Source organism: Phyllobacterium ifriqiyense, assembly GCF_030817885.1.
Taxonomy (GTDB): domain Bacteria; phylum Pseudomonadota; class Alphaproteobacteria; order Rhizobiales; family Rhizobiaceae; genus Phyllobacterium; species Phyllobacterium ifriqiyense.
On the sequence record NZ_JAUSZT010000003.1, the window covers coordinates 2,867,775 to 2,890,928 of the forward strand.

A 23,154-nucleotide genomic window follows, 5' to 3' on the forward strand; every position below is an offset into this window, starting at 1 on the left:
GTTTGTTTAAGCCGCTTTTTCGATCCGTGTCAGCCCACCCATATAAGGCACAAGTGCTTGAGGAACTGTAACGCTGCCGTCTTCATTCTGATAATTTTCGACAACTGCAATCAAAGCGCGGCCAACAGCAGTGCCCGAACCATTCAATGTGTGGACAAAACGGGTGGATTTCTCGCCCTCTGGCCGGTAACGGGCATTCATCCGCCGGCCTTGAAAATCACCGCAAACAGAACAGCTTGAAATTTCGCGGTAGGATTTCTGTCCCGGAAGCCAAACTTCCAGATCATAGGTCTTTTGCGCGCCGAACCCCATATCGCCGGTGCAAAGCGTCATGGTACGGAATGACAGATCAAGGCGCTTAAGCACCTCTTCCGCGCAGGCAGTCATGCGTTCATGCTCTTCGACAGCGCGTTCCGCATCGGTGATCGAAACCAGTTCCACCTTCATGAATTGGTGCTGGCGCAGCATGCCGCGCGTATCGCGTCCAGCGGAACCTGCCTCGGAACGGAAACAAGCGGTCAGCGCGGTCATACGGATCGGCAGATCGCGAATATCGAGAATCTCGTCGCGCACCAGATTGGTCAGCGGCACCTCGGCAGTGGGGATGAGATAGCGGCCGTCAGTGGTCTTGAAGAGATCTTCGGCAAATTTCGGCAATTGCCCGGTGCCATAAAGCGTATCGTCATTGACCAATAGCGGCGGATTGACCTCCATATAGCCATGCTCCGTCGTGTGCATGTCCAACATGAACTGACCAAGAGCCCGTTCCAGCCGCGCAAGCTGGCTCTTCAATACGGTAAAACGGCTGCCGGACAGTCGCGCAGCCCGCTCAAAATCCATATATCCAAGCTTCTCGCCTATTTCGAAATGTTCTTTCGGTTCAAACGAAAAGTTCTTCAGATGGCCGACGCGGCGCGTTTCCACATTGCCACTTTCATCCTTGCCCAAAGGCACACTATCCAGCGGAATATTGGGCAGCACTTCAAGCGCCTCATTGAGCGCGCGCTCTAGCTGGCGCTCTTCCTCTTCTGCAGAAATCAGCGCTTGCTTGATGTCGGCGACTTCCGCCTTCAACTGATCGGCCGCTACCTGATCTTTGGCGGCCATCGCCTTGCCAATTTCCTTGGAAGCGGCATTGCGACGCTCCTGAAGCCCTTGAGATTTTGCAATGGATTGCCGCCGCTTTTCGTCAAGCTCTATCAAGCGTGACGAAATCGGCTCCATTCCGCGCTTGGCCATTGCGGCGTCGAAAGCCTGCGGATTCTGGACGATCCATTTAATGTCATGCATGAGAGTAAAGCCGTACTGGAACAATTATATCTTATGGGGCGAACCCCGGCGAACTGGAGAGTGTCAGGACGAGATTTCGCTCGACTGTGCTTCTGTCTCAGCCGCACGCTTTTTCTCGATCAGACGCGCCATCCAGATGGAAATCTCGTAGAGAAGGATGGTGGGAAGCGCAAGACCGATCTGGCTGACAGGATCGGGCGGGGTAATCACCGCGGCAACAATGAAGGCAATCACAATCGCATATTTGCGCTTTGATCTGAGACCTTCATAGCCGACCAACCCAACCCGGGCCAAAAGGGTTGTCACGACCGGCAACTGAAAAACTAGTCCGAATGCAAATATCAGCGTCATGATAAGGCTGAGATATTCGGAAACCTTGGGCAGCAAGGAAATTTGCACTTCACCGGCCCCGCCGGTCTGCTGCATGGCAAGGAAGAACCACATAACCATCGGCGTGAAGAAAAAGTAGACCAGAGCGCCGCCCATGAGAAACAGAATTGGTGAGGCGATCAAAAACGGCAAGAAGGCCATGCGCTCATTCTTGTAGAGGCCGGGCGCGACAAATTTATAAATCTGAGAAGCAATAACAGGGAACGCAATGACGATACCGCCAAACATGGCAATCTTGACCTGCGTGAAGAAAAACTCCTGTGGCGCGGTGTAAATCAACTGCGCCTTTGCCGGATCAAATCCTGCCCAGCCCACTGCCCATTGATAGGGAATAACCAGCAGGTTGAAAAGCTGCTTGCCAAAATGGAAGCAACCCAGAAACGCGACGAAAAAAGCCAGCAGAGCCCAGATAAGACGACGGCGCAGCTCAATCAGATGCTCTATCAGCGGCGCTGAACTCTTGTCGATTTCATCGTCGGTATTGCTCAAGATTTCGTCCCCGTATCACTGCTCTTGGCACGTGGCTTAGCCGTCTTTTTGACCGGCGCTGCGGCTGCTTTGGCAGCAGTCTGTTTTGTGACAGTCTGTTTTGTTGTGCCCGGCTTAACAGCGACTGCCTTTGCAGGCCCCGCGCTGGCGGGTTTAGCGGTCGTCGTGGGTTTGGGGGCTGCCTTTGGCTTGGCCGCAGCCCTCGGCTTTTTCTTTGGCTCGTCAACAGGCGGCAATGGCTCCATCACCACAGGTTGCGCCTGCGTGGCACCAGGCGCTGATGGGTCGGGAATGGCCACATTATCCTTCGCCGTATCCGTCGCATCTTTCAATGTAGAGCGTATTTCCTCGCCTATTGTTCTGACGGGATCGAATACTTTGCGTATGTCATTGCGCGGGTCGAGGCTCTTTGCATCATTTATAATGCCACGAACATCATCAAGTTCGGCTTCTTTCAGAGCTTCATCAAACTGCTTGCGAAACTCACCTGCAGTTGCCCGAAACTTAGTCGTCGCTTTGCCGAACGCACGCAGCATTTTGGGCAAGTCTTTCGGACCTACAACCACAATCAGAACGACCGCGATGACCAGTATTTCCGACCAACCAACATCAAACATTTATCATGCTCCAGCCACAACGCGGCCATTCAGCCACGCGCAGGGCAAGGCTCCCGCCCTTACCGTTCAAGACTTCTTGGTCTTTTCCTTGACTGAATTCACTGGCTCACTTGTCGTGTTGTCAATGGTCTTGGAATTATTGGCGTCCGCAGCATCTTCGTCGCTCATGCCGCTTTTGAAGTTCTTGATACCCTTGGCAACATCGCCCATCAGCTCAGGAATTTTGCCGCGTCCGAAGAGAAGCAACACGACCGCAAGCACGATAAGCCAGTGCCAGATTGAAAAACTACCCATTTTACCCTCACATTCGCCCAGTGGTTTGAGCTGATCTAAGCTTTTTCCCCGTGCTTTTCAAACACAAGTCGCTTTTGTTCTTTCACATTCGCGTAAACCCAGCGCAAGCCCGAATTGATTTGCGAGGTACGAATTTTGCCTTAAGGGACTATCCGCCGCAAATGTGGCGAGAAATAATGTCACTCCTGCTCAACCTTAGGTGTCAAAAGGCCCAGTTCTTCCAGATCGATATCTGTCAAAGGATCTTCATCCTCGGTCAGTTCGTCCGGATCGTTGAAAGGCACAGGAATTGCAAAATTGGTTGGCATGCGGGCGGAAAGCAGCCCTGCCCCGCGCAGCTCATCTATGCCGGGCAGATCGCGTACTTCCTGTAACCCGAAGTGATCGAGGAACGAGGCTGTTGTTCCATAAGTTATGGGGCGACCGGGCGTGCGGCGACGCCCCCGGAATTTGATCCAGCCCGTTTCCATCAGCACATCAAGCGTGCCCTTGGAGGTTTCAACACCGCGAATATCTTCGAGTTCCGCACGCGTTACCGGCTGGTGATAGGCAATGATAGCAAGCACTTCGAGAGCTGCCCGCGACAATTTCTTGAGCTGTACAGCCTCGCGATTCATCAGGAATGCAAGATCCGCGGCAGTGCGGAATGCCCACGCACCACCAACCTGCCGCAGATTTATACCGCGATTGGAGTATATTTCCTGCAACTCTCCCAGCAACATCGCAACGTCAACATCCGATGGCAGGCGCTCTTTGAGGGCTTTTTCTGTTACAGGCTGCGCCGATGCAAACAGGATCGCCTCAACCATTCGCAACGCGTCTGATGTTTTGACTGCCGTATTCCAGTTGTCCTCAGCCTCTTGCCTGTCAATTTTGACATCGTCATTTGCAGGATCAGCCATTGACCACATCCTTCATTGGTTCTTCCGGCCGGTTGCGGAGGTAGATCGGTTTGAAAGCGCCCGTCTGGCGGATTTCCAGATGTCCCTCGCGGACCATTTCAAGACTTGCAGCAAAAGAACTTGCTATTGCCGAAGCACGTTCTGCCGGAGTCGTAATAAATTCCAGCAAATATTGGTCCAGCGCGGTCCAGTCTTTCATCTCGCCAACGAGACGCATCAATATTTCCCGAGCATCCTTGAGCGACCAGACGGAACGCCGCGCAATCTGCACATGCGAGGTCGCGCGCTTTTGCCTTTGTGAGGCATAGGCAGTCAGAAGCTCATATAGCGTCGCTGAGTAAGCATTTGTCTGATCAACAATAACAGCTTCCGGCATGCCACGGGGAAAGACATCGCGGCCAAGACGATTGCAGTTGATAAGCTTCATCGCCGCGTCGCGCATTGCCTCAAGCCGTTTCAGCCTGAATTGCAAAGTGGCGGCCAGTTCTTCGCCGCTTTCACCTTCTTCGCCTGGAGCTTTCGGGATGAGCAGCTTCGATTTCAAATATGTTAGCCAGGCGGCCATGACCAGATAATCAGCCGCCAGTTCAAGGCGAAGGGCCTGTGCCTGCCGGATAAACACGAGATATTGTTCAACAAGGGCAACAACAGAGATTCGCGCCAGATCGACACGCTGATTTCGCGCAAGATGCAGCAAAAGATCAAGCGGCCCCTCAAACCCTTGAATGTCGATGACAAGGGAAGGCTCGCTGGCAGCGCGATCAACCTGGCTCTCCCAAAGCGCCTCCATTGGAGCTGCTTTGTTGCCATTCATGTTTTTTTCGCTAACTGCCAAACCTGTCTCGCTTCCCTGTTATCGCACTTTATGCAACCGCCTCGAACATGCTGCGGAATTCGTCCCTGAGCTCTTCTTCACTGGAAGCGTCGGGTTTCCGTTTGTATTTTATGGCCTTTACCGCCCGTTCAAGTGCCTTGCCTTGCAGCTCCGGAGTGCATGAGGCAACCGCCGTCATTTGCTCCATAATCCCGTGACAATGAAGCACCATATCCAATCCTGCCGCAAAGATTGCTTTGGTTCGGTCGAAGTAATCCCCAGAAAGTGCATTCATGGAGACGTCATCGCTCATCAAAAGCCCGTCAAAGCCTATATAGTCACGGATAATCTCTTCGACCACCTTACCAGACGTCGTAGCCGGATATTTAGGGTCGACCGCTGAAAAGATCACATGAGCGCTCATGGCCATTGGCAGATGCGATAGCGCTTTGAAGGGCGCAAAATCATGCTCAGCCAGTTCATCCAGCCCGGTCGCAACGGTCGGTAGCTCGTGATGCGTATCAGCAAAGGCCCTGCCGTGACCGGGAATATGTTTCATGACCGGCAGCATACCGCCCGCCAGCAATCCTTCTGCTGCCGCACTGCCCATGGCTGTTACAATGTCCGGATGCTTGCCATAGGCGCGCGTACCGATCACATCATTGGCACCTTCCACCGGCACGTCCAGCACTGGCAGGCAATCCACGTCAATGCCAAGCTTCAATAGATCAAACGCATGCAGGCGGGACAAAAGCCAAGCCGCCCGCAGCCCCTTCTCCTCATTTTCGCGGTAGAGAGCGCCCAGCGCCGAACCCGATGGATAATCAGGGGCCAATGGCGGGCGCAAACGCTGCACACGTCCACCCTCCTGGTCGATTAGCACAGGCGCATCATTGCGCCCGACCAGATCACGCAAATGCGCGCACAAATCTTCGATCTGTGCAGCTTCGCTCACATTGCGTGCAAAAAGAATAAAACCCCAAGGACGTTCATCGCGAAAAAACGCAATCTCATCCGGAGTCAGTTTCAGGCCGGTGGTACCGGCAATCCATGCTTTTGATTCGTTCATATTGGGAGTCTACTGCTTCAATGCACAAAAAGAAAAGGCGGCCAGTGGCCGCCTTTTCTCTTATTTTTGTCTGTTCGGTCTATTGCGTCACAAAGCAGCTTCCGCCTGCGGATTTGTACTTAGAGCACAAATTCACCGCGTCGCTCTTCGAGCCGGCAGGGATACGTACACGATAGAATGTACCCTTTCCTGCAATCTCGGCCTGCTTGATATCGACACCGCGTCCGCCAATAACGCCCGCATGTTTCTGCGACAGCGATGCATAGGTCTTCTGCGCACCCTCAACGCTTGGCTGCGAAGCAACCTGGATGAAATAGCTTCCAGCAGCAGGTGCAGCCGAAGCCACCTGTTGTGCAGGAGCATTTTTGGCTGGCACGCGATCAACAATATCGAGCGGCTGTTCCGCAGGACGCGATTCCACCACGGGAACGTTTTTCGGCGCAACCGAGGCGACTGTTTCCTGTGTGATCTTCTTCGTTTCTACCGGCTTGGCCGCAACTTGAGCTTTTGGAGCAGCAGGTGCCGCAGCGGCTGGCGCTTCTGGCGCAAGCGCTGGTTCCGGCTCAACCGGATCTCCTCCTGCAAGTGCAGCAACAGGATCATCCGCTGAGACAGGCCCCGTTGCTGTGTTGCCGGGACGTTCCACGGGAGCAGCGGCGGCACCCGTGCCTGCCGGCGGCGCGTCAGGAGTAATGGAGGCAACCATCGTTCCGTCCGGCTTGACGACCATTGTCTGAACCTTACGCGGTGCAAGTGCACCATTGCGTTCCGGAGCTGGCTCATTTGCCGCCAGATCTTGATCGGCAGGGTCGATACGCGCATCAACCTTGTCGGCGATTGGTACTTCATCGTCTTCATCGGCTGCAAGATCAACAGGATCCTGGCGCGTTGTTACCAATTGCTCCTGTTTGGGCGTTACCGGAGCAGCGGTTGCGTCCTCATCGAAAACAGCCTTGTCCTGATTGGGAACGACAGCGCTCGCCGTTGCTTCTGGCTGAACCTTCATCGGCGCCTTATCGGCCATGATGACCACGGGTTCACCACCCGTCGAGCCAGTCCACTTATATGCGAGCGCACCCGCAACAGCGACCAGAACCACAGCAGCAGCCACACCCGGAACGAACAGAGGATTACGGCGTGGCCTGTTTTCGTTCTGCGCATAGGCTCCAGCTGCAATGTCGACATCATCCTGACGCGGATCATAACCGAAATTAGCATCGTCCTCAGGACCGTGCTGATAACGGGCCGAGGCAGCAGGAGCCTGCAATGCTGCTCCGGCTACGCCTGCCGCAGCGACACCGGCAGCCGCATAGCCAGCTTCATTGTAACGGCTTTGTTCGGCTTCATTGCCAAAGACATCGGCATAGATTTCAGCAAACTCGTCCTTTGCAGGTTCCGGCTGTGCCTGTTCCTTGGACGCTGCAGCAAAATCATTGTGCTGTGTGTCGGATTCGATCGAGCCGAATACTTCAGCAAACTCGCTCTCCAGCTCGTTGAGACCATTGTTCTGGGGAGCATCGTCTTCGTAGTTCACCATCGGAAGATCGAGTGACTCGGTGTAGTCAACCCGACTTTCGGTAACGGCGATAGTATCCACATCAGGTGCTTGAACCGGCTTGGCGGCGCGATCGAGTTCATCCGCATAATCGCTCAAGGCATGAACTTCTGGAACCTTAGGCACCCCGGCAATAGGAGCAGCAACTGGAACGGCGATCTGTTCCCGCACTGGCGCAAGCTCTTCCTCGGCATCCATCGGCACTTCAAAATCATCAAGCGCTGCCATCAGCTCCTGATCATTGAAAGCATCTTCGATTTCCGTGTCGGAATTTTCCTGCTCGGCATAGGAAACCTGCGGCTCATAAGAAGGCTCTGGTGCAGCATAAGCAACCGGCGCAGCAATCTCCTCCACAGGCGGCTCATACGCAGCAGCGGGCGATGCTGGTGCATAAGCGACCGGAGCAGGCGCTGGCGCTGCTTCTGGCTGCTGGTAGGCAGTTGCGCGGCTGATAATCGGCGCTGCTTCCGTGCGACCGGCTACATTGGAACGTGAACCGTATCCCCAGGATGCATTCGCAGACCTCTGCACAACTGGCCTTGCCGATCCGGCAAGCAGTGTTTCCAATTCATCTTCAAGGCTGATCGCCGGCGCGGCCGCAACTGGCGCAGCGGGAGCTTCAGCGCCTGTATTTGAAATTACACCCTCGCCTGCTTCATTGTCGGCATAAGCCGTCTCCGGCTCATAATCCGCATAGTCAGGCTCTTCGTAAGCGGCGACGGGTTGCGCAGGAATGTCGTAAGGCTGCTCAGGCTGCATGGCCGAAAGCTCGCGCTCGATTGACTCCTGAAATTCGCTAGCGTCAGGCTCGTCATTCTGCTGATTGCGATCTGATTCAGCCGAAGCGGACTGTGAGGTGACTTCGTCATCGAAGCCTCCCATCAGTTCGCGTTCAAGATCCAGAGCAAAATCATCATTGGACCCGGAAGGTGACTCATCCTGCTCCGGAGTTCCCATTATGCGGGATAGCTCCATCAGAGGATCATCAATACCGAATCGCGAATCATCCTGCCGGTTAGAACGCTGAAGATAGTTTTCCGCCATGGCGTTAATCCTGTACTCTCAACTGTGGGACGTCCGAAAACGTCACGCATTGGCCATACCAGCGCAATGTGGGCAAAAGTTGACAGGATTTCTACGCTTATTAGCGCATTTCAGTCGGAGCGTCCGCACCAATAATTGACAAACCGGACGCCAAAACCTTCGAAACAACCTGAACCAGCCCTAGCCTGGCTTGGGACAAGTTTGGATCGTTAACCTTAATAAAACGTAAGTCCGGATTTTCAGTGCCTTTATTCCACTGTCCATGCAGCGAACTTGCAAGGTCATAAAGGTAAAATGCGACCCGGTGCGGCTCCTGATGAAGCGCAGCTGTTTCGATCATGCGCGGATATTCGGCAAGCTTGCGGATAAGCGCAATTTCACTCTCGTCGGTCAGCAAATTGAAATGCTTCGCGCTCGCCGCCAGATCCACTTCGCCAATGCCAAGCTGCTCAATCGCCTGCCGGAACACCGAATGGCACCGTGCGGACGCATATTGAACGTAGAACACAGGATTATCTTTCGAATGTTCCGTTACTTTGGCAAAATCGAAATCAAGGGGTGCATCATTCTTCCGGTACAGCATCATGAACCGGACGGGATCGCGGCCAACTTCCTCAACCACATCCCGCAGGGTCACAAATTCGCCGGACCGCTTCGACATTCGCACCGGCTCGCCATTGCGGTAAAGCTTGACGAGCTGGCAAATCAGTACCGTCAGCTTTGCCGTGCCGCCCGAAACTGCGCGCGCCAGTGATTCCAGCCGCTTGACGTAGCCGCCATGGTCTGCACCAAGCACATAGATCATCTCATCGAAATGCCGGTCATACTTGTCTTTGAAATAGGCAACGTCCGCCGCAAAATAAGTGAACTGACCATCCGACTTCACCAATGGCCGATCGATATCATCACCCACATCTGTGGACCGGAACAGGGTTTGTTCCCTGTCTTCCCAATCTTCCGGCACTTGGCCTTTGGGTGGAGGAAGCTTACCCTTGTAGACATGCCCCTTCAGCGTCAGATCATTGATGGCCGAGCGGATGAGCTTCGCATTATTGGCGTGCAGCGTCCGCTCGGAGAAAAAGATGTCGTGATGAACGTTGAGCGAAGCCAGATCGTCACGGATCATTGCCATCATTGCGTCGATAGTCCGGTCCTTGACGATCGCAAGGCTTTTTTCTTCCGGCATTTCGAGCAATTTCGTACCGTAATCGTCGGCCAGCGCCTTGCCGACAGGAACGAGATAGTCGCCCGGATATAAACCGGCAGGAATCTCACCGATCTGTTCTCCCAAAGCCTCGCGGTACCGGAGCATGACAGAATTTGCCAACACGTCGATCTGCGCGCCGGCATCGTTGATGTAATATTCCTTGCCAACTTCGTAACCGGCAAAAGATAGAAGATTGGCCAGCGCATCACCCACCACTGCGCCGCGGCAGTGCCCGACATGCATTGGACCTGTCGGATTGGCTGAAACATACTCAACATTGACCCTATGGCCATAGCCGAGCTTTGACCGGCCATAATCGAGTCCGGCATCAAGCATGGTGGAGAGTTGCTGTTGCCAGTAACTGTCTTTCAGCCTCAAATTGATAAAGCCTGGACCTGCAACATCGACTGAGCCGACATCAGGATCATTCTTCAGCGCATCACCGATTTTAATGGCAAGTTCGCGTGGATTCTGACCGACGGCTTTCGACAACACCATCGCTGCATTGGTTGCAATATCGCCATGACTTGCATCGCGAGGTGGCTCTACGCCAACGCGCGACAGATCGACTGCTGCACCATCAGTTGTTTTCAAATCAAGTGCTTGCAGGGCGTTCTTAATCCGCGCATCGAAGTCCGCGAAGATGTTCATGACGTAATTCTCATTCGAGGTTTATAGAAAAGTCTGGGGCCTCATGGCCAAAGTTGAGCCTGCTCTAGGACAATTCGGGCGTATGGTCAAACAGCCTGCGATGCTCGCGCACAGCATAAGTGTCGGTCATACCACTCAGGAAATCGGCAACCAGGCGAGCGCGGGCGGGCATATCTGCCTGAACTTGCTCGTTCCTCCAGCCTTCCGGCATTGCTTGAACGTCATTCATATAGGCTTCAAAAAGATCTCTCACAATCTTGTCAGCCGATTTGCGCACTCTTAGAACACTTTCGTGAAAATACAGATTGTCGTAGAGAAATGTCTTCAGTGCCTTCTCTTGCAATCTTATAGCCTCGGTGAAGGCAACAATGTTTTGCCCAGCATTGTGTATGTCTTCGATCTTTTGAGGTTGGATGCGATCAAGATTGGCTTGTGACTGACTTATAACGTTCTCAACCATCAGGGTTATCTGGCGTCTGACAATCTCATGTGTCGTGCGAACTTCATCAAGTTTGGGATATTTTGTCCTTACAGCCCGCAAAATATCGCCGATTATTGCCACATCTTCCAGAGCGTCCAAGGATAGGAGGCCCGAACGAAGCCCATCGTCAATGTCGTGAGCATTATAAGCGATATCGTCTGCTATTGCGGCGCATTGCGCTTCAAGAGAGGCATGATGCCCAAGTTCCAGATTAAACTGGGCATTATACTCAAGGATCGCCGCCGGAACAGGATGACCAATGCCTCGCCCTTGGGTATCCATTAGCGGGCCATTATGTTTGACAAGCCCCTCCAGCGTCTCCCAGGTCAGGTTTAGACCATCAAACTCGGCATATCGCCTTTCAAGACTGGTTACGATCCGCAGCGATTGCGCATTATGATCAAAGCCGCCAAAATCGCGCATCTTTTCATCCAACGCCTCTTCGCCGGTATGGCCAAAGGGCGTGTGACCAAAATCATGTACCAGGGCAATCGCTTCAGCCAAATCCTCATCAAGACGCATTGAGCGAGCCAGGGCTCGGGCAATCTGCGCCACCTCAATCGTGTGCGTGAGCCTCGTGCGGTAATGGTCGCCCTCATGGGCAATAAAAACCTGAGTTTTATGTTTCAGACGGCGAAACGCCGTCGAGTGAATAATTCTGTCGCGATCGCGCTGAAATACGGTGCGCGTTGGACTTTCGCTCTCAGCTACGAGCCGCCCACGGCTATGCTGTGGATCGCTGGCATAAGATGCCCGATCCCTGTAACCAAAACCCACATCCTGCATCGACATTATTTCACTTCCCGCCTTCTTGTGCATGCTTCGGAACATGCGAGCACGGCAGTACCACCCATTAACACGCATGCCGTTGACTTCACCGTCGCCAATTCTTAGCTATGGTGTATAATGAATGGCAAGGCGTGACATGATGATGTTCTGTCTTTGGAGCCGGGCGGATGTTTCCCGCGAAGGAATGTGAAGAATGACCGAAGTTGTAAATGTTTCTGTCTCCGACGCTGCGGCCAAGCGCATCTCGGCAATTTTAAAATCCGACCCTGACAAAACCGCCCTGCGCATCTCTGTCGAAGGTGGCGGCTGCTCGGGCTTTTCCTATAAGTACGATCTGGTCGATGCACAGGATGCAGATGACATCGTAATCGAAAAATTGGGAGCAAAGGTTTTGATTGATTCGATTTCACTGCCCTATATTGGCGGGTCGGAGATTGATTTTGTCGATGACCTGATGGGCCAGTCTTTTCAAATCCGCAACCCGAATGCCACATCCTCATGCGGTTGCGGCACGAGTTTCTCTGTCTAGGCTGCTCGCCTCTTCTCAAGCTGTTTCAAAAGGCTGTCTCGCGACAGCCTTTTTTATTTCCCCTCAAGCTTCAGCGCCTTTTGCCGCCTCGCGCAAATCGTCGGCACTCCCCAAAGCCCCATTGAAATACCAATTCAGCAAAACTGACGAGACCGATGCCAGAAGAATGCCGGATTCGATCAAGGGATGAACGGCGTGCGGCATCCACATTTTGAAGTCGGGGGCCACCAGCGGGATCATTCCCAAAGCCAACGACACTGCCACAATGAAAAGGTTGTTGCGGCTTGATTGGAATTCCACCTTCGACAATATGCGTATGCCCGTCGCTGCCACCATGCCGAACATCACCAGCCCTGCCCCGCCAAGAACAAATTGCGGCAATGATTCAACAAGAGCGCCCATTTTGGGCATCAGCCCGAGTATGAGCAGTATCAGACCGGCCGCCACGCATACGAAGCGGCTTTTGACGCCGGTCACGCCTACGAGCCCGACATTTTGCGAGAAGCTCGTATAGGGAAACGTGTTAAAGATACCCCCAATGACTGTTCCCAGACCATCTGTGCGAAGTCCGGCTGATAGCATTGGCCGCGTTATTTTCTTTCCCGTCAGATCGCCAAGCGCCAGAAACATGCCCGTAGATTCGATCATCACAACGATCATGACAAGACTCATGGTGATGATCAGCACAGGATCGAAAATCGGCATGCCGAAATGAAACGGCGTGATGATTGCAAACCAGCCGGCGGAAGCAACTTTCTCGAAACCCATCATGCCCAGACTTGTTGCCACGAGCGCTCCAATGACGATACCGAGGAGCACGGCAATGTTTGAGATGAACCCCTTGCCGAAGCGCGCAATGAGCAGGATCGAGACAAGCACAACAGCGGAGATCGCAATATTCGAAAGCGGCGCATAAGCAGGATTTTGCAGCGAAGGTGCAAGCGCCAGCTTTTGCGGCAATGCCGGTAAAGCAGAACCCGGCGCGACGGCAAGCTCGGTAATCGTTTTAAGCCATGCCGCATGTTCGGGAGAAACGATTTTAGGAGCCGTGGGGCCAAAGGGATTACCGAAAACCCAATTGATGCCGACCCGCATCAGCGAAACCCCGATGACCAGGATAATCGTGCCTGTCACCACCGGCGGAAAGAAACGCAGCAGACGGCTCATAAGCGGTGCCAGCAGCATTGCTACAAACCCCGCACCGATAATGGCGCCGAAAATCAGCCGCGCTCCGTCCGGCCCCGTATTGGCATTGGCCATGGCGACCATGGGACCTACGGCAGCGAATGTTACGCCCATCATCACCGGCAGCTTTATCCCAAACCACTGGGTTGCGCCAAGCGACTGGATGATCGTCACGATCCCGCAGACAAAGAGATCGGCGGAGATCAGAAAAGCAACGTCTGCAGGCGCTAACTGCAAGGCGCGGCCTACGATCAAAGGCACCGCAATCGCCCCCGCATACATGACGAGGACGTGCTGAATGCCCAGGGCTGCAAGACGGGGCACGGGCAAGCCCGCATCAACATCATGAATATGTGAAGGACTGCTCATAAATACCCCCAATGGCTTGACCGGTTGATGACCGGACGAGTATCATTTTCCCCACTAATGAGAATGACCTATATTGGTCGTTGCGCAACCGAAAACTCAGCAAAGCCAAGTGTTTCCCATGAAAATTGTCACCTGGAACATCAACGGCGTCAAAGCTCGCATCGAGGTTCTCAAGGCTTGGTTGCGGGAGTCCGATCCGGATATTGTTTGTTTGCAGGAAATCAAATCTGTCGACGAGGGTTTTCCCCGCGAAGAAATTGAAGCGCTTGGCTACCATGTGGAGACGAATGGACAAAAGGGCTTCAATGGCGTCGCTATCTTGTCGAAAACCTCGCCCGAAGAAGTAACGCGAGGACTTCCCGGCGAAGACGAGGACGACCATGCGCGTTTTATCGAGGCGGTTTTCTCAACGGAAAAGGGCATGTTGCGCGTCGTCTCGCTCTATCTGCCCAATGGCAATCCGATCGATACGGAAAAATTCCCCTACAAGCTGCGCTGGATGGCCCGTTTGGAAAAATGGGCTGAGGAGCGTTTGAGCCTCGAAGAGCCGCTGATCCTGGCCGGCGATTATAATGTCATCGCTGAGCCTATCGATGCGCGCAATCCCGAAGCCTGGGTAAATGATGCGCTGTTTCAACCTGAAACGCGACAGGCTTTCCGCCGTTTGGAAAATCTGGGTTTCACCGATGCGGTGCGCAGCGTGACCGATGCGGCTGGAACTTATACATTCTGGGATTATCAGGCGGGCGCCTGGCAAAAGAACAATGGCATTCGGATTGACCATCTCATGCTGTCACCGGAAGCGGCCAATCGTCTGGAATCTGCCAGCATAGAAAAACATGTCCGTGCCTGGGAAAAGCCTTCGGATCACGTCCCGGTCGCGATAATTATCGTCTAGAGCGGATTTTAACGCTATGCGGATACGATGATGGGTTCAAGCCAAGTTCTTCGAACTTGGTTTGCGCTGACCGCTATTAGAAATCGCCAGTCTTTACGATATCGCCAGCCAGAACCATGGCCGTGCGGCGATCCGCTTCATCCGCAATCGAAAATGCCTGTTCCTGAATATCACCGATCCAGATGCGATCCTTGCCGGTTGCGTGTTCAAGCGCTGCCGTCATCATTGCCAGCCCGCGAACGGTCTTGCCAGCCTGAAACAACAGATTGCCAAGCATCGCTTGAGCACCGGCATGGCCCTTTTGTGCTGAGAGCCGGAACCAGCGTGCTGCCTGATTGGGGCTTGCACTGCCACCCTCGCCGCGCATCAGCATTTTGCCGAGTTCGAACTGTGCGTCCGGATCGCCAAAATTCGACGCTGCCTGCAGATAAAGATCGCGGGCGGCACTTGGGTTGGAATTGATGGGTGAATTTGGGATGCCGCGTTTTACATATCCGGCAAGAGCTACAAGCGCATCTGCAACATAACTCTCATTCTCGGTGCCTTGATCAGCGCCTTCCTGGATGACTTGCTCAAACATCTTATAGGCTTCGTAATCGTCTTCTTTTACGCCGTCGCCTTCGGCATACATTCGTCCGAGTTTCCAGTTTGCGCCCTGATGGCCTTTTTCAGCGGCAAAACGCAAGGCTTTGACTGCCTCATCCTTGTGACCGTTTTTGTAGGCAGAAAAACCAAACTTGAAGAGAGCAAAAGGGCTGGAATCCTCGTTCATCTCATTCTTGGTATCAAAAGCCATGCAGGGCAGAGTCATGGCGCTCAGGAAAAGACCAATTCCCACAATGGGAGCGAGAAAACGATCAGCAATCAGCATGGCAGCTTAATTCCTTCGCTCGAGCTCGCCATTGTCGCAGCCGCTAGGCGCGCCGTAACGGCAGACCGGATTTCAACACCGCCAGTCAACACCCTTATGGCGGCTCGCAACGGAATTGTAGAATATTTCAGATCATTTGAGCCATGGTTGGGCAGATTTCCGGCAATAGTGCGGCTGCGCTTTGCAGAATTGTTCCAGTATTCAAGGTCTGGATTAATGGCCGATGATCGCAACTCTAAAATAGAATTGCGATATGCCACTGCGTGGTGGCTTTTCGAAGCTTCATGCGAAAGTAGTGTCGCGTCCATCATTACCCCAAAACGGTACGCCAGCAATATTGCCTGACGTTATACCTCTAAAAGGTTACCGCCTTATCGAGGTGCTCCGGGTTTGTGGCGCAAAATGGGCAAATTTGGCTGCCGAAAGCGCTGTGTGAATCATCCTGGCCACACTGTTGCCGAATCGTCACAAAAAGTGATGCCTAAACACAAACCGGCATGGATGCCGGACGCTGCCTGCCGCTACGGTTTCCCCCGGGCACAGGTGGCCATCGATCAAATGCAGGCATTGACCAAGGAAGCCACGCTACCAATAAAAAGCCCGGCATCTCTGCCGGGCTCTTTCGCTATTTCGTTAAGCAGTGATCAGAACTTCAGCTTGCCTGAGATCGACAGCGCTGACACGAAGTCATCGCCGAAATCATACTTGGCATCATTGCCGCAGCCAGTGTTGACGGTGCACTTTGTCGGACCGTACGACCCGGAAGTGAGCATACCAACTGCACCGCCTACGCGCAGTTCAACATTCTTGTTAGGCGACCAGGAAACGCCGCTCGACAGCAACCATGTGTCTGTCTGAGTGGTCAAGCCTGTCGAAGTTCCACGGTCCCAGGAAACCTGAACCTGACCGCTCCATTGGTCGTTGAACTTGTGACCAACACCTGCAGCAACCGTCCAGCCATCCCGGAACATAAGATCGATCGATGTCGCCTTGGCAGGTGAGTTAGGTCCGCAGGAAACTGCACCCCTTGTGGATATTGGGCAGAATGACACGACTTCGAGAACGCTCCAGTCAACCCACTTAACCGAACCGAAAGCCAGCCAATCGGGCGCAATACCTGTTTGGATTTTGAATTCCAAAGATTGCGGCATGGTTGCCGTGCCGTAAACATCGGTCACACGGCCAAAGAGTGCCGGGGTGCCAGGAATTCCTGCTGGCAGATCAGTAAGATCGAGAGTGCCTTCAACGTCACCGAGATCAACTTCGGCATTGTAGATCAAGCTTGCGCGCAATGCGATTTCTGGAATTTCGTAAGCAGCACCGATACGCCAGCCTACACCATCACCTTCGAGTTCAAGCAGGCCGTTACCGTCAAAACCAAGCCGCCGGAACGCGGGTGTAACCATCCGCTCTTTGAAACCTTCGACCTTTTGGTAAGAAACACCGCCGAGTGCGCGGAGGAAGCCTTTGCCAACATCGAACTTGTAAGAGCAAGTCAAACCATAATCATGGCTTTCGATCTTGGTTTCGATGTTCTGGTTGGAGCCCTTCCAATCGTCACCTGGGTTGGTATGAACTCCCCATGGCTGGCTATACTGAGCCAAGCAATCGAAATCCTCAGTGATGCCAACTTTAACGCCGACGCGAGGAATGGTGTAATTTTCGGTCTCGCTGACAGAAGATTTGCCACCTGCATTAAGACCCTGTGCATTCTTGATCTTGCGATCAGGCATGACATAGATCACGCCAGCTTCAGAGGCGAAACGATCTTCGCTGAACAGCAGATCGTAATTGTAGCCTCCGCGCTCAAGCCCCCCGGCTTGCGCAGCAGAGGCCACACCAGTCAACAATAGTGCCCCGCCCAACATTGTCGAAATAGCTTTAGACATTAATTCCTCCCCGAAAGCTTTATAATGTGCCCCGAATGTCAGCCTAATTCGGGAAATATTACCAATACGTAATAGGTAACAAAGCAATCTTATTGAGTGCAATATCTTTGATTGCGCCCCGTTATGGGAGAAAAACGGGAGATTCTTCAAAAACTGACTTTTTTCGAAAATCAGTTCAAAATTATCGCGGGTTTCCCACTAGTCACAAAGCATTATGGGGGAAATAGCGGTTTTTTAGCCAAAAAACGTCATTGTTGCGCAAATGCAACGCACTTCAAAAATGACAAAATTGGGGCTTTTGATCGACGAAAATGGGGTGGCTCGCCGCATATTTCAAGGGACGAGCCACTCCAAATTTCATTATCGGCAATAAAACTCCGGAATCAGCTCGCCTCGCGAACGCGCCGTATCGCCACTTCGATTTTACCAGCGGCCTCCTGAAGCTCGGCCAGTCGTTCGCGTTCTGCCTGCACGATCTCCGGTTTGGCATTGGCAACGAATTTCTCATTGCCGAGCTTTTTACCGATCTTGTCGCTTTCATCGGCGATCTTACCGGCCTCCTTGGTCAGTCGCGCAATTTCAGCATTGACGTCAATAAGGCTGCCCAGTGGCAGGCAGGCTGTAGCTTCGCCGATGACAAATTGTGCCGAACCCTTAGGGGCCTCGCTTCCCAGCGTAATCGTGTCTACGCGCGCCCGCCACTTGATCGCAGCTTCGTGACGCTGCAAGCGCGCCTCGGTGGCTTCATTGGCACCGATGACGACGAGCGGAGCCACAGCGGAAGCAGGGACATTCATCTCGGCCCGAACGGAACGGATACCGGTTACCAGATCGATCAACCAATTGATCTCTGAGGCGGCATCGGTATCAACAAATGATGACACTGGCCATTCAGCATGGCACAGCAGGGTTTCACGCTTCGCGCCCTCGCCCGCCGTATGCGCCCAGAGCTCCTCCGTCATGAATGGCATGAACGGATGCAGAAGCTTGTAGATCTCATCAAGCACATAGGCTGCACAGGCTTGTGCTTCCGCCTTTGCCTCGGCATCGTCACCATTGAATACAGGCTTCAAAAGCTCGATGTACCAGTCGCAGAACTGGTTCCATACAAAACGATAGGCCGCGCTTGCAGCTTCATTGAAGCGATAAGTGGCGATACCGTCGGTAACTTCACGCACAGCATTGGTGAGCTCTGTCAGAATCCAGCGGTTAACCGTCAGCTTGGCATCGTCCGGCTTGAAAGACGGGTTGCGCGCAACACCATTCATTTCAGCAAAGCGCGTTGAGTTCCAAAGCTTGGTACCAAAATTGCGATATCCGGCAATACGGCTGGTATCCAGTTTCACGTCGCGGCCCTGAGCGGCCATGATGGCAAGTGTAAACCGCAACGCATCAGCGCCGTATTCATCCATCAGTTCCAGCGGATCAATAACGTTGCCTTTGGACTTCGACATCTTCGCACCGTTCTTGTCGCGAACAAGCGCGTGCATATAGACGGTGTGAAACGGCTCCTTATCCATAAAGTGCAGGCCCATCATCATCATCCGAGCAACCCAGAAGAATATGATATCAAAGCCGCTCACCAGAACGCTGGTTGGATAATAGGTCGAAAGCTCCGGTGTCTTGTCGGGCCAGCCAAGCGTTGAAAACGGCCAGAGCGCCGAAGAGAACCATGTATCGAGCACATCTTCATCGCGCGTCAGGATTTCTCCGGGCTTCAGGTTCTCCAGAAGGTTCTGCACATGCGCCTTCATAGGTCCTTCATGGGCGAGATAATGCTGAACGGCTGCGCTGAGCGCTTCTTCTTCTGTGCGCTCGACGAAAACCTGACCATCCGGTCCATACCAGGCGGGAATTTGATGCCCCCACCACAATTGCCGTGAAATCGCCCAGGGCTGGATGTTTTCCATCCAGTCATAATAGGTTTTTTCCCAGTTTTTCGGCACAAAATTGGTCCGGCCCTCACGAACACTGGCAATGGCTGGCTTGGCGAGCTCGCCCGCATTCACATACCACTGATCTGTCAGATAAGGCTCAATCGGCACATCGCCGCGATCGCCATGGGGTACGGAATGGGTGTGGTCCTCGATCTTCTCAAGGTAACCGCCATCTTCCATCATAGCGACAATCAGCTTGCGTGCTGCAAAACGATCCTTCCCGTCCAGTGCGTGGATAAACTGATCCAGATGACTCGATTTCTCCAAACCCTCCAGGAAATCATTGTTTTCCTTGAGGAAAATCGAAGCATTCGTATTGAGAATATTGATCTGCCGGAGATCGTTGCGCTTGCCCACTTCAAAATCGTTGAAATCGTGCGCAGGCGTAATCTTCACAGCGCCGGATCCGGCTTCAGGATCAGCATAATCATCGGCAACGATAGGAATATGACGACCGATGAGCGGCAGAACAACATTATTGCCAATAAGCGCATGATAGCGGGCATCGTCAGGATTGACGGCAACGCCCGTATCGCCAAGCATTGTCTCTGGCCGGGTTGTTGCGACAACAATATATGTATGCGGATTTTCCGGGTCAAAGGCGACATTCTCCAGCGGATAGCGGAAATGCCACAAATGCCCCTTCATCTCGCGCGACTCAACCTCAATATCCGAAATCGCAGTCAGCAGCTTGGGGTCCCAATTGACCAGACGTTTGTCTTTGTAAATGAGCCCCTGCTTGTAAAGTGTAACGAAAACCTCAAGAACGGCCTTCGACAAGCCTTCATCCATGGTAAAGCGTTCGCGCGACCAATCGCAGGACGCACCCAGGCGTTTCAGCTGTCCGGCAATAATCCCGCCAGACTCCGCCTTCCACTCCCACACACGCTCGACAAACTTCTCACGGCCCATCTCACGGCGACCCGGCTGTTGACGCTCCATCAATTGCCGCTCGACAACCATTTGCGTTGCAATACCGGCATGATCCATGCCCGGCTGCCACAAGACATTCTTGCCACGCATCCGCTCAAAGCGGACCATAATGTCCTGAATGGTATTATTCAGCGCATGTCCCATATGCAGAGAGCCGGTCACATTTGGCGGCGGTATGACAATCGCAAAGGGATCTGCGCCCGGCTTGGAACCGGCACCGGCCTTAAAGGCACCCGCCTCTTCCCAGCGTTTTGCAATCTCTGGCTCTACGGCCGCGGCGTCATAAGTCTTCTCAAGCATAAAACTGTCCGTCATTTTGCGGAAAAAAGGATTGTTAGGGTGTAAACCCAATGGCGAGGCTCAAGTCAATGATATCGTACGCCTGAAACGAAAAGACCGCCATCTGGCGGCCCCTACAAGCTCGACGAGGTATTTCTGGGTTCTAACGCTTGCCGCCGCGCGCAACGCGTTCAATTTCTTCGCGAACAAGGCGCTCCACCAAGGTCGGTAAATTATTGTCCAGCCAATCCTGCAGCAAAGGCCGCATGATTTCCTGTGCGATTTCATCAAAGGAACGCCGCTGCTCGCTGCGAACGGCAAATGACAGATCCTCAAACGCAGCACTAACCTGGCGCTCAGTGCTCTCAGAAAGAATCGGCTCCAGCGCCTGCGCCAGATCAAGCGACACTTCTTCCTCCATATTCGTCTCGAATTCATCGATAGCTATAGGCATCGATGACTTTACTGCCGGACCAGATTCCGGGACGCTCGCTGGCTCAGCAAAGCGCATATTAGCGCTTGTATCGGGTTGCGAGGGTGCTGCCGGCTTTTCGGCAACCTGCTCTGCAACGAGCAATTCTTCCTCGGCAAGAATTTGTGGAGCTGGGGCAACAGCTTCGGCGGGCGATTTCGCCTCAGGCTTGTTCGTCTCATGCGGCTCTGATTCCACGTCGGGCAAACGAGGCGAAAACATCGCCTCAGGCATTTTCTGGACAGGCGTAACAGCAATACCTTGCCGCGGAGCAAGTTCGGCCTCGTCGCTTTCCAGATTATCTTCGACCTGTAAATTGGAAGTAGTTTGAGCTGGCATATCGGAATTTACAGCCGCTGGCGGGACATCATCAGGCCGTGCCGTGTCGCTCTCTTCAATGATGCGGCGTATCGAGGCCAAAATCTCTTCCATGGAAGGTTCGCGCGTCGCGCTTGATAAGCCTGCGGATGCCCCGATTGGTGATTGTGCCATGATCAACTTGCCTACTACATCTTGTTTCGGTGCGGTGCAACGAATCTGCATGCAGTGTAGAGGCTGGTTGTCTATTTGAGAATCCCTCAGAGCAATGTTTCGGGCTAACCCACAGACTTTTGATTCGCCCCGCTGAAATGAATTGGCCGCCGGATTTATCCAGCGGCCAAATTTCTATTTTATCGTAGCAGGATCGATCAGCGGCTATCAGGCGTGCGAAGGCCGATCCACTTGTCCTTGACCGCTTCGTAATGCTCTTCCGGCCGGTGCTCAGCCACCTGCAATCCAAGTTGGGCTGCCGTCAAACGGCCAGTTCCCGACAGAGCAGCATAGCTGGTAACAACCGCATCGCGCTCAGCCTGCACAAGATTGATTTGCGCTGTCAGAACATTGGTCTGCTCGTTCAATACGTCGAGTGTCGTGCGCTGACCAACTTTACGTTCTTCAATAACGCCGTTCAATGCGAGCTGAGCAGCGGCGACAGCAGTCCTTTGAGCAACAATGGATGCCTTGGCGGCTTCCATTTCGGCAAAAGCGCTTGCGATAGCCTGACGAACATCGTCACGCGCTACGTCAACTTCGATCCGGCGCTGCGCCACGGTTTCCTTGCCCTGGCGAACACGAGCCGATGTGCGGCCACCGCTGTAAATCGGAACGGTAACCTGAATTCCAGCCGACGCGCTTGTCGAATTATTGCTGCTGGTAGAAAGATCGCTTGGCTCGCCCCATATTTCGTCGCGGCTGATCTCGCCTCTCAAATTCACCTGAGGAAGCAATTCGCCTTCTGTTGCCTTGACCGTATAGCCAGCGGCATCCACGGCATAGCGTGTCGACAGAATAGCAGGATGCGTATTCTCGGCTATGGCATAGGCTTCGTCCATATTGCGCGGCAGTGACTTTTTGGCAGCTGGTGCGCGCTCAAGTCGTCCCGGCGCTTCGCCGACCACCTGAATATAGGTTGCCTCGGCGGTTTTTTCGTTTGATTTGGCAAGGTTCAGCTGCGCAATGGCCGTTGCTTTCTGGGCATCTGCCTGTGCAACGTCGGTACGCGTACCCTCACCCACATCAAAACGAGCGCGCGCAGCACGAAGCTGTTCGTCAAGCGCTTCGATATTCCGCTGGCGAAGAACGACGATCTGACGGGTCAGATAGACATCCATATAGGCTTGCACCGCAGCGAAAAGCTGATTCTGCTCCGTGTTGCGCAGGTTTTCACGGGCGGCCAGAACCTGGGTTTTCGAGGCTGAGACTGTGTTCTTGGTGGTGAACCCGTCAAAGAGCATCTGATTGACAGTAACGCCGAACACGGCGGTATTTGAGGTGCCGTCATTCACAAACCCCGTGCCTGTCGATCGGCCCCGTCCATCCAGTCTGGTATAGGTCGATGTGAGGTTTGCGGAAGCAGAGATAGTCGGCCGGTAGCCCGACTTGGCAATCGCCACGCCTTCATCAGTAACGCGAACGCCTGCCCTTGTGGCGTTAAGAGTGGAGTTGTTGTTGTAGGCTTTGGCCATTGCGCCAAAGATCGTCTCAGCCATTGAAGGCGTAGAGGCTAGTACCGTGGCTGACATCAGCGCTGCGGTCAGTAATCGCTTACCCGCTATGAACACTATAAACCCCTTCATGTCTCAATATTCAGACCGAACCAATCGGTTCGACGTTGTAACTTCAATACAAGCCAATTTCCGAATTGACCACAGTTGCAAAC

Annotated in this window: 18 protein-coding genes; 2 read left to right on the plus strand and 16 right to left on the minus strand. The window is 53.5% G+C overall.

Annotated elements, in window-relative coordinates; genetic code table 11:
* Nucleotides 1-6 precede the first annotated feature (6 nt).
* The 10 genes from serS to QFZ34_RS21685 form a co-directional block, all read right to left on the minus strand.
* On the minus strand, nucleotides 7-1,290 hold the full coding sequence (gene serS / locus QFZ34_RS21640; RefSeq protein WP_307285421.1) for a serine--tRNA ligase: 1,284 nt from the start codon (nucleotides 1,288-1,290) through the stop codon (nucleotides 7-9).
* A gap of 63 nt (nucleotides 1,291-1,353) precedes the next feature.
* Nucleotides 1,354-2,169 carry a twin-arginine translocase subunit TatC gene (tatC, locus tag QFZ34_RS21645; protein WP_307285424.1) on the minus strand — a complete coding sequence of 272 codons (816 nt, stop codon included), beginning with the start codon at nucleotides 2,167-2,169 and terminating at the stop codon, nucleotides 1,354-1,356.
* A complete protein-coding gene (gene tatB, locus QFZ34_RS21650) occupies nucleotides 2,166-2,786 on the minus strand; it encodes a Sec-independent protein translocase protein TatB (RefSeq protein WP_307285427.1) in 621 nt (206 codons plus the stop codon). The genes tatC and tatB overlap by 4 nt, the downstream gene beginning before the upstream one ends.
* 66 nt (nucleotides 2,787-2,852) lie before the next feature.
* Nucleotides 2,853-3,080 carry a twin-arginine translocase TatA/TatE family subunit gene (locus tag QFZ34_RS21655; protein ID WP_115052922.1) on the minus strand — a complete coding sequence of 76 codons (228 nt, stop codon included), beginning with the start codon at nucleotides 3,078-3,080 and terminating at the stop codon, nucleotides 2,853-2,855.
* A gap of 179 nt (nucleotides 3,081-3,259) precedes the next feature.
* A complete protein-coding gene (scpB, locus tag QFZ34_RS21660) occupies nucleotides 3,260-3,991 on the minus strand; it encodes an SMC-Scp complex subunit ScpB (RefSeq protein ID WP_370878826.1) in 732 nt (243 codons plus the stop codon).
* A complete protein-coding gene (locus tag QFZ34_RS21665; protein WP_370878827.1) occupies nucleotides 3,975-4,817 on the minus strand; it encodes a segregation and condensation protein A in 843 nt (280 codons plus the stop codon). Before QFZ34_RS21665 ends, scpB begins: the two co-directional genes overlap by 17 nt.
* A 28-nt stretch (nucleotides 4,818-4,845) precedes the next feature.
* A complete protein-coding gene (gene nagZ, locus QFZ34_RS21670) occupies nucleotides 4,846-5,865 on the minus strand; it encodes a beta-N-acetylhexosaminidase (RefSeq protein WP_307285430.1) in 1,020 nt (339 codons plus the stop codon).
* Nucleotides 5,866-5,944: 79 nt separating this feature from the next.
* Nucleotides 5,945-8,464: an SPOR domain-containing protein gene (locus QFZ34_RS21675; protein WP_307285434.1), complete on the minus strand. Its 2,520-nt coding sequence runs from the start codon at nucleotides 8,462-8,464 to the stop codon at nucleotides 5,945-5,947.
* A gap of 100 nt (nucleotides 8,465-8,564) precedes the next feature.
* Nucleotides 8,565-10,322 carry an arginine--tRNA ligase gene (argS, locus tag QFZ34_RS21680; RefSeq protein WP_307285438.1) on the minus strand — a complete coding sequence of 586 codons (1,758 nt, stop codon included), beginning with the start codon at nucleotides 10,320-10,322 and terminating at the stop codon, nucleotides 8,565-8,567.
* A 64-nt stretch (nucleotides 10,323-10,386) separates the two neighbouring features.
* Nucleotides 10,387-11,595, minus strand: a complete 1,209-nt coding sequence (locus QFZ34_RS21685; protein ID WP_307285441.1) for a deoxyguanosinetriphosphate triphosphohydrolase — start codon at nucleotides 11,593-11,595, stop codon at nucleotides 10,387-10,389.
* A gap of 190 nt (nucleotides 11,596-11,785) precedes the next feature.
* On the opposite strand from QFZ34_RS21685, the gene erpA reads away from it, so the two are divergent.
* The gene (gene erpA, locus QFZ34_RS21690) at nucleotides 11,786-12,121 is read left to right on the plus strand and encodes an iron-sulfur cluster insertion protein ErpA (protein WP_115052915.1); all 336 of its coding nucleotides are present in this window, start codon (nucleotides 11,786-11,788) and stop codon (nucleotides 12,119-12,121) included.
* A 63-nt stretch (nucleotides 12,122-12,184) separates the two neighbouring features.
* On the opposite strand, the gene QFZ34_RS21695 is transcribed toward erpA, so the two are convergent.
* On the minus strand, nucleotides 12,185-13,675 hold the full coding sequence (locus QFZ34_RS21695) for a nucleobase:cation symporter-2 family protein (RefSeq protein ID WP_307285446.1): 1,491 nt from the start codon (nucleotides 13,673-13,675) through the stop codon (nucleotides 12,185-12,187).
* A gap of 118 nt (nucleotides 13,676-13,793) precedes the next feature.
* On the opposite strand from QFZ34_RS21695, the gene xth reads away from it, so the two are divergent.
* Nucleotides 13,794-14,573, plus strand: a complete 780-nt coding sequence (xth, locus tag QFZ34_RS21700) for an exodeoxyribonuclease III (protein ID WP_115053287.1) — start codon at nucleotides 13,794-13,796, stop codon at nucleotides 14,571-14,573.
* 76 nt (nucleotides 14,574-14,649) lie between these two features.
* Here the strand turns inward: xth and QFZ34_RS21705 are convergent, their stop codons facing one another.
* From QFZ34_RS21705 to QFZ34_RS21725, 5 genes are all read right to left on the minus strand, one after another.
* Nucleotides 14,650-15,444, minus strand: a complete 795-nt coding sequence (locus QFZ34_RS21705) for a tetratricopeptide repeat protein (protein ID WP_115052913.1) — start codon at nucleotides 15,442-15,444, stop codon at nucleotides 14,650-14,652.
* 644 nt (nucleotides 15,445-16,088) lie between these two features.
* Entirely contained in the window at nucleotides 16,089-17,333 is a 1,245-nt protein-coding gene (locus QFZ34_RS21710; protein ID WP_115052910.1) for an OmpP1/FadL family transporter, read from the minus strand.
* A gap of 383 nt (nucleotides 17,334-17,716) precedes the next feature.
* Nucleotides 17,717-20,503 carry a valine--tRNA ligase gene (locus QFZ34_RS21715; protein WP_307285451.1) on the minus strand — a complete coding sequence of 929 codons (2,787 nt, stop codon included), beginning with the start codon at nucleotides 20,501-20,503 and terminating at the stop codon, nucleotides 17,717-17,719.
* Nucleotides 20,504-20,645: 142 nt separating this feature from the next.
* The gene (locus QFZ34_RS21720) at nucleotides 20,646-21,446 is read right to left on the minus strand and encodes a PopZ family protein (protein WP_307285455.1); all 801 of its coding nucleotides are present in this window, start codon (nucleotides 21,444-21,446) and stop codon (nucleotides 20,646-20,648) included.
* A 197-nt stretch (nucleotides 21,447-21,643) separates the two neighbouring features.
* Nucleotides 21,644-23,071 carry a TolC family outer membrane protein gene (locus QFZ34_RS21725; protein ID WP_115052907.1) on the minus strand — a complete coding sequence of 476 codons (1,428 nt, stop codon included), beginning with the start codon at nucleotides 23,069-23,071 and terminating at the stop codon, nucleotides 21,644-21,646.
* Nucleotides 23,072-23,154 lie beyond the last annotated feature (83 nt).